At 70.4% G+C, this 11937-nt stretch carries 8 protein-coding genes and 2 pseudogenes; 3 read left to right on the top strand and 7 right to left on the bottom strand.

What is annotated here, in order from left to right; all coding sequences use genetic code 11:
* Positions 1-275, top strand: a 275-nt coding sequence (locus ACZ5NH_RS35285) for an FG-GAP repeat domain-containing protein (RefSeq protein WP_468781147.1), incomplete at its 5' end; no start/stop codon positions are given.
* Between the two features lie 263 nt (positions 276-538).
* Here ACZ5NH_RS35285 and ACZ5NH_RS35280 read toward each other — a convergent pair.
* The 4 genes and pseudogenes from ACZ5NH_RS35280 to ACZ5NH_RS35265 form a co-directional block, all read right to left on the bottom strand.
* The gene (locus tag ACZ5NH_RS35280) at positions 539-1015 is read right to left on the bottom strand and encodes a hypothetical protein (protein ID WP_468781145.1); all 477 of its coding nucleotides are present in this window, start codon (positions 1013-1015) and stop codon (positions 539-541) included.
* Positions 907-1554, bottom strand: coding sequence for a hypothetical protein (locus ACZ5NH_RS35275; RefSeq protein ID WP_468781143.1), 648 nt, complete (start codon positions 1552-1554; stop codon positions 907-909). Before ACZ5NH_RS35275 ends, ACZ5NH_RS35280 begins: the two co-directional genes overlap by 109 nt.
* Before the next feature lie 48 nt (positions 1555-1602).
* Positions 1603-3702, bottom strand: coding sequence for a trypsin-like serine peptidase (locus tag ACZ5NH_RS35270; protein WP_468781141.1), 2100 nt, complete (start codon positions 3700-3702; stop codon positions 1603-1605).
* A gap of 805 nt (positions 3703-4507) precedes the next feature.
* Positions 4508-5212 (bottom strand): annotated as a pseudogene (locus ACZ5NH_RS35265) (helix-turn-helix domain-containing protein); the annotation flags it as partial.
* A gap of 446 nt (positions 5213-5658) precedes the next feature.
* Here ACZ5NH_RS35265 and ACZ5NH_RS35260 point away from each other — a divergent pair.
* A complete protein-coding gene (locus ACZ5NH_RS35260; RefSeq protein ID WP_468781140.1) occupies positions 5659-7401 on the top strand; it encodes a hypothetical protein in 1743 nt (580 codons plus the stop codon).
* Between the two features lie 109 nt (positions 7402-7510).
* Positions 7511-7654, top strand: a pseudogene (locus ACZ5NH_RS35255) (IS5/IS1182 family transposase); the annotation flags it as partial.
* 462 nt (positions 7655-8116) lie between these two features.
* Here the strand turns inward: ACZ5NH_RS35255 and ACZ5NH_RS35250 are convergent.
* From ACZ5NH_RS35250 to ACZ5NH_RS35240, 3 genes are all read right to left on the bottom strand, one after another.
* Positions 8117-8344 (bottom strand): DUF5133 domain-containing protein, encoded by a 228-nt coding sequence (locus tag ACZ5NH_RS35250; protein ID WP_388635573.1) that lies wholly within the window; start codon positions 8342-8344, stop codon positions 8117-8119.
* A gap of 363 nt (positions 8345-8707) precedes the next feature.
* Positions 8708-10075: a cryptochrome/photolyase family protein gene (locus ACZ5NH_RS35245; protein WP_468781138.1), complete on the bottom strand. Its 1368-nt coding sequence runs from the start codon at positions 10073-10075 to the stop codon at positions 8708-8710.
* Positions 10076-10091: 16 nt separating this feature from the next.
* A complete protein-coding gene (locus tag ACZ5NH_RS35240) occupies positions 10092-11618 on the bottom strand; it encodes an SDR family oxidoreductase (protein ID WP_468781136.1) in 1527 nt (508 codons plus the stop codon).
* Positions 11619-11937: the final 319 nt, after the last annotated feature.

Genomic DNA, 11937 nt, shown 5'->3' with positions numbered 1-11937 from the left:
TCGCCCGCGACAGCAAGGGCGGCCTGTGGCTGTACCGGGGCACCGGCAACGCCTCAGCGCCCTTCCTGGCCCGCACCTCCATCGGTTACGGCTGGAACAACTACAACTCCATCGTCGGCACCGCCGACCTGACCGGGGACGGCAAAGCGGACCTCATCGCCCGCGACAGCAAGGGCGGCCTGTGGCTGTACCGGGGCACCGGCAACGCCTCAGCGCCCTTCCTGGCCCGCACCTCCATCGGTTACGGCTGGAGCATCTACAACTCGCTCATCTGACCCAGGACGGAGGCGCGGCCCCGCATGAGGGACCGCGCCTCTGATGGTGGCGACGTCCGTCACCGGTCGCGGCGGGGGCGGGTCGAATGCGGCGTCGGCCTCGCGGATGCTCGCGGTCCACACCTCTTCGATCCGCGCCAGCCACTCCCTGCCGGTCAGGCCGTGGTGACCGGCTCGGGCCGAGCCCGACCGGAGGCGGGGTGTGGCCAGCACCAGGTCGCCGACCCGGAGGTCCAGGATCGGCCTGCGTGTCCCGTCGGCCATCAGCACCTGGGTGCCGCCCGGGAAAGTGCGTCCTTGGCGTAGCTGTCGGCGTTTCCGGCGGCGGTGTCGGCGGCTGCGGCGTCGTCGGCGGCTTGTTTGTCGTAGTCGATGGTGCGGGCCAAGGAGGCTGAGGCGGCTGCTGCGGCCTTGGCGGCGTCGGCGGCGTAGCCGAGGGCCTGCTTGGAGTAGGTGCGGGCGTCGGCCGCGTACTGGGCGGCGTTCGCGGCGTGCTGGTAGGCCTCCTTGGCGTCCCCCTTGGCCTGGTCGGCGAGGTCCTTGGCCGCCTGCGCCTCGGCGGCCGCGTTCATGGCGTGGGCGTCGGCGACGGCCTGCTGCTGGTCCGCGACGGACTTGGACGCCTGCCCGGTCAGCACGACGAGGCCGGCGGCGGAGTCGGTGTCGGCGTAGGCCGAGCCGAGCTGGATCGCGTCGTTGGCCGGATTCGCGACCTGCTCGGCCGCCTTGCCGGCGTCCACGGCCGCCTGATGGCGGCGTCGGCCTTGTCCTTGGCGTCCTTGGCCTTGCCGGCCTGGTCCTCGGCGTTCGCCTTGTCCTGCGCGGCCTCGGCCTGCTTGGCGGCGGCCGTCTCCTTCTGCGCCGTGGCCGTCTTCTCCTCGGCCTCCGCGGCGAGCCGCTTGGCGTGGGCGTCGGTGGCGGCGGCCTTCGCGTCGCCCTCGGCCGTCAGGGCGTCGGCGAGCTTGGCCTCCGCCGTCTCCTTGTCCTTCTCGGCGTTGTCCCGGTGCACCCTCGCCGCGTCCGCCGCGGCCTTGGCCTGCTCCTCGGCGGCCTTGGCGGCCTCCTTACGGAACTCCGCCTTGGCCTGCGCGGCCTGGGCGAGCGCGCGCTGGGGCGATGGTGGCACTGTCACCGGCCGAGGCACGGGTGGCGGCCAACGCGGGGGGCAGCTGAGGCCGAGCCTGCTGAGGGCTGTGGTCCCGTCGGCGACGATGACCTGCTGCGCAGCCGCCAGGATGACCTTCCCGGAGTAGGCGGCAGTGTGCAGCTTCGTCTCCACCAAATCACGCTAGGAGTCCTCTGGGCCGAGGCCCGGAGGACTTCCTGGTCAGCGCCGGGAGTAGGGCAGCGTCGAGCCGGATGCGGTCGCGAGTACGGCTTCCGTGCCGAGGCTGTTGCCGCTGTCCTGGTACATGGACAGTTGGCCGTCGGACCAGCGCACGAGGTAGTCGTTGGTCCGGTTGTCGGTGCTGGTGAAGTTGCCCGCTGTGGTGAGCGTGGCGTGGGTCCACAGAGTGCTTGGAGCCCGCAGTCGGACCTCTGTGTGGAAGCCGTACTGGTCGATGTCCGGGTACAGGCTCAGTTCGCCGTCGGACCAGCGGACCACGAGGTCTGACTCGTTGGTTCCGGCGAGGTCGGCGGATGTGAGGGATGTGGCATGCGTCCAGGTGGAGTTGGGAGGGTTGAGGCGGACCTGGGCGTGGAGGCCGGTGGAGTTGAGGTTCTTGTAGAGAGTGGTCTCGCCGTCGGACCAGCGCACGATCAGGTCGTCGGGCCAGCGGTCGTCGGTGGTGTAGCGGCCCGCGGTCATGGAGACTTCGTGCTGCCACAGGGTGCCCGGCTTAACGAGTGTGATCTGGCTGTGCAGGCCGCGCGCGTCGACGTCGGGGAAGAGGGTGAGGCTGCCGTCGCTCCAGCGCACCAGCAGGTCGTAGGTGTTGGCGCCGGTGAAGTCGCCGGCCGTGATGGAGACGGCCTTCGTCCAGGTGGTGTTGGCCGCGGCGAGCCGTATTTCCTTGTCGAACCGTCCGTTGCCACCGCCTCGGTACAGCGTCAGCTCACCGTCCGACCAGCGCACGATCAGGTCGCTCTTGTCCGGATCGGGCGAAGGCGAGGGCGTGAAGGAGCCGGAGGTGACAAGGGTGGCATGGGTGAGTGTGGAGGCGCCGGGCAGCACATTGGGACGTGCGGGGGCGGTGCCGGCGACCGCCGCCTTGTACAGGTTCTGGATGTCGGAGCCGTAGGAGGAGCTGTAGGAGACGTCGTCGGTCGGTCCGCCGGTGTCCCAGCCGCCGATGCTGCCGACCACGTCGCCGGTGCCGGTGGTCGGGTCGAAGTTCTCCAGGAACGGGCTGCCGCTGGTGCCGGATGCGTAGCCGTTGCAGGCGATCCGGAGGTACGAGCCGGGGGTGCCGTCGGTCGGGGTGTACTGCGTGGTGTTGTTGTCGCAGGTCAGGGGCCGCGTGGCGGTCCCGGGGTAGCCGACCAGCCGAATGCTGGGGAAGGCGTAGCCGCGGCCGGTGGCCAGGTTGTTGCCGCCCACCACGTCCTGCACCTGCTTGCCGTCGCTGCGCGCGCCGACCTGGGCGAATGCCACGTCCCACGGGGCGCCCTGGACGTGTCCTCGGTCGTAGTAGCGGGGATCGATCCAGACCCGGCTGCGGCCTTCGGAGTCGGTGGCGACGGGGAAGATGCCGTACGGCTGGGGATTGGCCGCGGTCCACTGCGGGACGAACGCGAGTGAGCCGCCGCCTGCCCGCCCATCCATACAGTGCCCGGCGGTGAGCACAATGTTGTGGTGCGGGCTGTTGATGACGCTCGCGGTGCAGAAGTAGGAGCCGCTGCTGGTCTGCATGTACATCCGGCCGACCATCGGCAGCCCGCCGAAGGAGGAACTGACGGGGCCTGTCCCGCCCGTGCTCGTGGGGGACGGGCTGGGCGAGGCGGTGGGGCTTGAGGGGCCGGACGCGCTCGGGGAGGTGCTCGGAGAGGCGGACGAGGTGTCCGTCGAGCCGACGGTCGGGGTGTCCGTAGCCGTGGAGGAGGGATCCGGGGTCGAGGTGTCGGTGGGTGTGTCCGTCGGGCCGGCGGTGTCGGTCGGCGTGGCGTCCATCGGGACCTCGCGCAGGTCCTGGGCGTTCACGTCACCGGTCACCGACGGCTTGACCAGCCCCTGGAGCGTGGGGTGGGCGGCCTTGCCCGCGGTCCGCGGTTTGGCGTCCGGAAGCGGCTTTGCTTCTGCCATGCGCTGCGCGGTCCAGAAGCGCTTGGCCGCAAAGGCTGTCCAGTGCGGCGCGGCGGCTGGGAGACGCGGGGCGGTGTCCGGTATCGCGGACGTGTACGCCGGAGGGGCGTTCGTGGCGCCCGCCGTATCGACCGAGACGAAGAGAGTTCCGGCCAGCGCGGTGATCACGCCGGCGGCGGCCACGAGAAGGGCACCGCGCCGACTCGCGCGGTGCCCGGCAGTTCTACTCACTTTTGGGCTGAGTTCCCCCCACTTGGCGTGACTCTCCGCCACGCCGACGATAGGACTAGCAGAGAGTACGGCACTGTTGCTCGGCGATCGAACCATAGGGCGAATTCGCCTGAATCATGAGTCGGCGGCTGGCGCCAGCTCCCGGACGCACAGCGGGATCAGGGTGAAGCGCCGCGCGCGAAGGCCTGCTGGTGGAGGCCGCGGAGTGCTGCGATCGCCGGTGGATTCCAGGCCTTGCGGTCTTCTCGGAAGCAGCGGACGCACGGCGTGCGTCCACGGTCCCCCCGGGTAAAGTGGGCCGTTCGGCGTGCCGTTCGCAGCGAGGGCGGAGAGTCAAGACGAGAACTGGGCCCGCCGCTACGGGGGAAAGCGGCGGGCCCAGCAAGCCACCACGATGCCACACCAGCAGCGGAGCTGCTGTTCATGAAGCAGAGGAAGCTCAGTTGATGCCGAGCGTGCTGAGGGCTGTGGTCCAGTCGGTAACGATGGCGCGCTGCATGGCGGCAAGGGAGACCTTCCCGGAGCAGACGGCCGTGTCCACCTTCGTCTCCACGGGTTCCTTCTTGCTTGTTGTTGATGCCGCCGCCCGCCTTGTGACCCGGATCGGCCCGCTCCACCCACAGGTTGCGGGCGTCGTTCGGGTCACCCTCGAGCTGCAGGGATGGGAGGTGGTCGTACTCAGAATCCTTGAGGCTGCCTTGTAGCCGTACGAGGCGGCGCCGCCTTCTCCTTCCGCGTGATCGCCTCCGGCGGCCTGATGTTGCGGTGAGTTGTCGCAGACGATGGCGATGCGTACGTCCCTCGGGTGCAGGGAGCGCAGGTAACGGCAGAACTCCAGGAACTTCGACCTGTTCTTGGTCTTCTTGATGTGCCCGTAGAGCTGGTCTTTGGCCAGGTCGTAGGCGGCGAACAGGCGGCGGACCCCGTGAGGGCGGGTGTAGGTCGCCCGGCGGCGAGGACGGGGGTCGCGGTCGGGGTCCTTGTGTCTGCCGCCGCGTTCGGCCCAGTGCCGGCCAGGGTGCGGCTGGAGATTGAGCGGCCCGAACTCATCTACGCAGAAATTGACTTCGGGCTCGCCTTCCTCGGGTATGACGTCACCGTCGGCGATCGCATAGAGGTGTTCGACACGGGCCTTCTTGGTCGCGTAGTCGGGGTCGCGGGAGGTCTTCCAGGTCTTCATGCGTTGAAATGAGACGCCCTCCTCGCGGAGCATGATCCGAAGGCCCTCGTGGCTGATGTCGTCGACCACCCCCTCGGCGACCAGGAAGTCGGCCAGCTTGGCCAGGCTCCAGGTCGAAAACGGCAGGCCGTGCTCGGCCGGCCTGGACTTGGCGATCTTCTTGATCTCCCGGCGTTCGGGGAGAGTGAAGGTCTTCGGCCGGCCACCCTTGTACTTCGGGTAGAGCGAGTCGAACCCGTCCGTGTTGAAGTTGTGGATCACATCCCGGACCCGGTCGTCACTCGCCCCCGCAACACCGAACCCCACCCCGTACCACAGCGCCCGGCTCGTACCTGGAGAGCGAGCTCGCTCCGGTTCGCGATGTGCTCCGTTACCCACTGGGCGGCATCACCGCACGACTTTCCTCCCCTGCACCCGGCGGAGTGGCCACGACGGCTCCCCGGCACGATGACCCCTTCGCGGTCCGCCCCGAGCCGATCCGGCTGGCCTCTCGTCAGCGTGCGCCCCCATGGATTCAGCCTCCCGCTCGTTCAAGGTTCGGCAATGACTGGCGCGCGGTTGAACCGACCGTGCGCGCGGCACGTAACCGCGATGGGATCCGTTGTGCGGGGCGATCCGGTTGCTCGTCCTCCGCCACGCCCAGAAGGGTCCGGACTGTCATGACCGTCGTGCGCCCGCGCGAGCGTGGGCCACTTCCCACGGCAGGACGCACAGTGAGGAGCACCGCAGTGGCCCGCAAGGACCTGACACAGTCGTCGCGTACTGCGCGGCGGGAGCACGCCCGGCACCGGAAGCTGTCGAAGGTGTCACTCGCGCTGATCGGCGGCCCCGTGATTCTCGCCGTCGTCGCGGGGTCGGTGTTCGCGGCGGACGTCCGTGCCCAGCACCGCCCGCAAAAGAACCAGGCAGCCGCCGCGCAGCCCGACGCGGCGGCCCGCAAACCCGATCCGAACTGCACGCTGCTGGTACCGGACAATCCGCTCACCGCCCGTGGCCTGGCCACGCCGTACAGACTCGTCGCGACCGATCCGGCACAGGGACCCTGCCACGAGGCCAATCCCGATCAGTCGGCGTTCGTGGAAGCCGCGATCGTCACCCCGAACGGCAAGCTGACCGTCTACAACCCGTTGGTGATCGACAAGGGTACGAGACCGGCCGCGCCCACCGCCCGGCCCTCGGTGCCGCGCGGCTCGACCGTGGGTATCTGGTTCGGTTTCAACAGCGCCGAGCTGACCTTGCGGGCGAGTGGCCGTCGGGACGGTCCAGCCCAGGGCCAGTGTGTCAACGGCCTGCCGGGATCGGTCTTCGGCCAGTTCGCGTACTGCAATGCGCCGGCCTTCTTCCGGGCCGCCAACGTCCAGATCGCCAAGGGGCACCTCAGGATTCCGGCGCTCGGGAGAGCCAAGGACGGCCTGCCCTGCCCGACCACGCGGGACTTCTCCGTCGTGGACCAGGACGGAAGCGACAACGTGGTGACCCACTACCTCGCCGACGGGCACGGCCGGATCGCCCAGAACAACGCCGCGAGCAGGGCCGCACTCAAGAAGTCCGCCCGGCTGACCAACCGCGGCGACCGCCACCACCGGCACAACGGCAGGACCAGGTCGGCGACCACCCGCGCCCCCAAGGATCTGGCCAACGGCAGCGACAACCTGTTGCTGACCCAGTTCATGGACCCTGCCCTTGGCTGCAAGCCCTTCACCGCACCCGACCAGTCCGGCGACGGCCGGGCCACGTCCGCCCTCGCGCTGGACGAACTGTCCGCCGCGGCACACCAGAAGGCGCCGATCGCGCTGGTCCCGCGGAACGACCCGATGACGCTCGTCGACGGCCGTGGCAGCGTCGCAAAGACCGACGCGTACCGCGCCGGAGTCGACATGCCCGCGGCCGGTGCCGGCGCCGACGGTGACGGAGCGGCCTTCTGCACCACCCTCTTCCGCGATCCGGCCGGCATCCAGCGCGTCTTCAAGGACAAGCCACTCTTCGAGAAGGCGCCCTCGCCGGACCCGGCCATGGCGCCGAACCTCTTCGGTTTCCTCGCGGCACGGGCCAACCAGACGTTCACCAACCTGGGCTGCGATCATCTGCTCGGCGCCGCCGACCCCGTCGTCCTCACCACGAACGCGGACGGAGTGGTCACCGACGCGGTGTTGACGGCGCTCGGCCGGACGCCGGCCTCGGCCGCTCCCACGACCAGCACCTCCCCGTCCACGTCGCCGGGCACCCCGTCCGCGTCACCGAGCACCCCGCCGTCCGGCAGGGGCGCAGGTACGACCGCCACCACCCAGGCCACCTCGCCGACCAGCGCCTCCGCCTCCCCGTCCCCGGCAACACAGCAGCCCCAAGGCCACCGCTACGGCTCCCCGACAACCACGCCGCCCCTCGCCTCGCCCGGCCGCACAGCTCTTGACGGTGCTTCCCTGCACCCGGCACTCCGGTACAGCCAGCACCCTCTGCACCGGGCGGAGTAGTCAGACGGCTCACGACGGCTCCCAGCACGATGTCCCCGGGTGTGCCACGGACGAAGCCGTGGGCTGTGACAGCTGATCTTCGCCGAGCCGGGGACGGAGAGCGAGACGGATTGCGGCGTCCGAACCGTCCTGGATAGCCCCATTCACCGGGCTGAGCCCGCGGCAGTTCCGCAAGCTGATCACCGCGCTGCGGCGTGAGGGCGCGGATCCGGTCCGCAAGGGCCGGCCCTGGGGGCTGCGCCTGACCGTCCGGCGGGCCGTCGGCGAAAACGCGCCGATCGACCTGGCCGTCCGCCGCCCCAAGCGGGTCAGGCTGACGGAGGGCTGAGCAGTGACGCCGGAGGAGTACGAACGCCGGCACGTCCGCAGGTGCTCTCGCTGCGGCCGACGGGCGGCCAAGTCAGCTGACGGCAAAGGCTGCCTTCGTGCCTTCTGGCATGGTCGGGCGCCTTGCACGACGTCCGTACCAGGCACCGGTAGTCCCTAGCGATCAACGCCCGCCGGGGGTCGCGCTGATCACTCAGCGCGAGCCTCATTTGGTCTCGGCCGTGAATAGGCGACCCCTCAACACGCGAGCCCACCAGCCCCGAGGGCCCTCATCGACTACCCGTCAGCTGCTAACAAGGCAGGCGAGCAGCCCTGAATCGTCGCCAACTTCCTCGAGACTGGTGAAAGTCGGCGGCTCGGTAGTCATCGGCACCGATCAACGAAGCAGTCAGGTGGCAAGGAGGGAGTCGTCTTCGACACGGGCACCGGGTAGCCGGTGCCGGGCTGCGACGAGGGCGGCGTCGATATCACTGGTACCAGTCGACACACACAGGGTGTAAGCGATGTCGTCCATCCGCCGGCGCACCTCCTCATGCCCCTCTTCCGCGTGCAGGACACGCAGCGTCTCGTACTGCTCGATCAAGTTCTTCAGCACGGCGGGGTGCGCCATGAGCATCGCAAGCCTCCCTTGCAGCCACCGTTCGCATGCGTCTTACACGACTCATGTGCCCCGCCTCCCGGACGCCATTCCCACGGTGTCCCGCTACGCGGTTGCAGCCCAAGCCAGCACGGATTCAGATGGAGGCAGAGCGTGAAGCCCCGGCCGATCCCCGAAACGGGGGAGGCAGCGGGCCGACGGAGGCGGACGTCAGACCGTCGGGCGCTTCGCCGCCCTGTCGAGTGCGCCAGCACCCGTCGTGCTGGGGCGTTGCAACACTCGGCCGTCCAACCCTGACACCCACCAGCGTCACAGCACCCGCTCGACCCGTACCTCACCCATTATTTTCGGACCAGCGGCCTGGGGTTTGTTCTGTTCCGGTCACTCGGCGCCCCGTCGCTCCCTGAACCGGGCGGCAGCCGCGGCGAGATCCACGATCGGGGCGGGGTAGTCCAGGCCCGCACGGGTGGCTGCGTCGAGGTAGGGGACGCGGTGGACCGCCGTGGCGTCGAGGTGGCGGAGCTCGGGGAGCCAGCGTCGTACGTACTCCCCGCGGGGGTCGTACCGGCGTGCCTGGGCGAGTGGGTCGAGGAGCCGGTTCGGGCGGGTGTCCGTGCCGGTCCCGGCGGCCCACTGCCAGTTGAGCTGGTTGTTCGCCACATCGCCGTCGACAAGGAGGTCCAGGAAGTGGCGGGCTCCCACCCGCCAGTCCATGTACAGCGTCTTGGTGAGAAAGCTTGCCGCGAGCAGGCGGCCCCGGCCCGGCATCCAGCCCTCGTGGCGCAGCTGTCGCAGGGCGGCGTCGACGACGGGGTAGCCTGTGCGGCCGTCCCGCCAGGCTTCGAACTCCTTCGTCGCGCGGCGCCAGCGGTCGTGCCGGGGCCGGTAGTCGTGGTCGGCCGCGTCGGGGCGAGCCGCCAGGACCTGGTGATGGAAGTCCCGCCAGGCGAGCTGGCGGACGAAGGCATGCGCACCGGGACCGTCCTGGGCGCGAGCCCGGTGCAGCAGTTCGGTGGGCGAGAGGCAGCCGAAGTGCAGATAGGGGGAGAGCCGGGAGGTCGCGTCGGCGGCCAGGTCGTCGTGCCGGTCGGCGTACGCGGACAGCGGACCCGCCAGCCATGACCACATCCTGCGGCGGGCCTCTGATTCCCCGCCGACGGCCAGGCCCGGCGACGTGGAACCCGCCGCGAGGGACTCTGCGCGAGGAAGGCCGGCCGAGCCCACGTCCGGTAGCCGTACGACGTCCGGTGCCGGCAGGACGCCGCGCACGGAGAAGCTCTCCCATCGGCGGAAGTACGGGGTGAAGACGGCGAAGTGGCCCTTGCCCGCCGGTGTCAGTGCCCCCGGCGGTACGACCGTCAACGAGGCGTCGTGGACACGTAGTTCCCGTCGGTCACCGGCCAGCTCCGCGCGCAGCCGGTCCTCGCGTCGTACCGCATAGCGGCTCACCCCGCCCGCGATGTGCACCACGGTGGCCCCGGTCTCCGACGCCACCCGGCAGGTCTCCTCGACCACGTCGCCGACGCGCACCACCAGCCGACCGCCCCGAGCCCTCAGGGTCATGTCGAGATCGACCAGGCTGCCAGCGAGGAACGCCGCGCGGTTGGGTCCGGCGAAGCCGGTGCGGCGGATGCCGGTGTCGACGACGAAGAGCGGGACCACACGTTCCGCATCCTTCAGGGCGGCCCGGAGGACCGGGTTGTCGTGCACCCGAAGATCGGCGGTGAACAGGGCGACCGAAACGCGCACAGTTCCTTGAGCCCCCTCAGTGAGTGCGGGCCGGTTCGGGGGCGGCCGATTCGGCCGCGGCGGCGATGTTGCGGGCCATGCCGCCGAAGACCGCGGCGTGGAAGGGGGCCACGCCCCACCAGTAGGCGTGCCCGGCCAGGCCGTGCGGATGGAACAGGGCCCGCTGCCGGTACACCGTGCGTCCCTGTGTATCCCGGTCGACGGCCATCTCCAACCAGGCCAGGCCAGGCAGCCGCATCTCCGCGCGCAGCCGGAGCAGCCGTCCCGGCTCGATCTCCTCCACTCGCCAGAAGTCCAGGCTGTCGCCGACCCGCAGCCGCGTCGCGTCCCGGCGGCCCCGGCGCAGGCCGACACCGCCCACCAGGGTGTCCAGCCAGCCCCGCAGGGACCAGGCCAGCGGCGAGGAGTACCAGCCGTGCTCGCCGCCGATCGCCTCCACCACCCGCCACAGGGCCTGCGGCGACGCCGCGACCGTGCGCTCGCGGTGATCCGTGTAGAGGCTCCCGCCCGCCCAGTCGGGGTCGGTGGGCAGCGGGTCGCTGGGGGCGCGGGGAATCGAGGCCGAGGACCACCTGGTGGCGACGTCCGCGTCCTGCACGCGCCTCAGAGCCAGCCGGATCGCCCGGTCGAGGGTGACCGGTCCCTCCGACGGGTCCGGCACATAACGGACGATGTCCCGCTCGGTGCAGACCACCTCGTGCTTCAGCGACTCGACCAGCGGGCGCGCGAGGGCGCCCGGTACCGGGGTGACCAGACCGACCCAGAGGCTGGACAGCCGGGGGGTGAGCAGCGGAACGGGGAGGATGACGCGTTTCGGCAGCCCGGCGACGACGGCGTACCGCCGCATCATCTCCTCGTACGTGACGATGTCCGGTCCGCCGATGTCGAAGGCGCGGTTCACGTCGTACGGAAGCCTCGCGCATCCCACGAGGAAGCGCAGCACGTCGCGGACGGCGATGGGCTGGATGCGAGTGCGCACCCAGCTCGGGGTCACCATCACGGGCAGCCGCTCGGTCAGATACCGCAGCATCTCGAACGAGGCCGAACCCGACCCGATGATCACAGCTGCCCGCAGTACGGCGGTGGGCACGCCCGAGGCCAGGAGGATGCGGCCCACTTCGGCCCGGGACCGCAGATGGGGTGAGAGTGCGTGCTCGGGTACTCCGGAAGGGCTCAGACCGCCGAGGTAGACGATCCGACGGATTCCGGCGGCACGCGCCTGCTCACCGAAGATCCTGGCCGCTCGCCGGTCGGTCTCCTCGAAGCCCCGACCGGTGCCCAGCGCGTGCACCAGGTAGTACGCGACGTCCATGCCCTCCATGGCCGCGCGCACGGCCCCCTCGTCCGTCACGTCCCCGCGCACGGCCTCCACCTGCCCAGACCACGGATGGTCCCGCAGCTTGCCGGGGGCGCGGGCCAGGCAGCGCACGGAATGCCCGGCGGCCAGCAGCTCCGGCACCAGCCTGCCGCCGATGTAACCGGTGGCACCGGTGACCAGACAGCGCAGCGGCCGGTCGTCGTCGGTCATGTCGATCGCAGGCATGCCTGTCGAGTGCGCCCTGTCCTGCGACGGCCGGCAGACCGGGGGGCAGGAAACGGCATGGCTCTCCTCCCGGGACGTTCCCCTCCGATGTGCTCTGTCGCTGTTCTCCTGAGCCCATGCTTGGGCCCGAGGACGAGCACCGCAACCTCGCCGGTCCCGGCCTGAGGGTGGTGACCGCGGGGTCGGCGCACGCCTGGGTGTCAACCGTGTGGGTCGGTCTCGCGTCGGACGGGGCCCACAGCGGCTCGTCCCGGGGCGCCCCGGTGTCGGCCGCGCCGTCAGGAACCGAGGCGGCTGAGGACGGCGAGGACGGGTGTGC

The organism is Streptomyces sp. NPDC031426 (assembly GCF_055581585.1).
The sequence above is the reverse complement of the archived record's forward strand: the minus strand, read 5'-3'. Positions and strand labels throughout refer to the sequence as shown.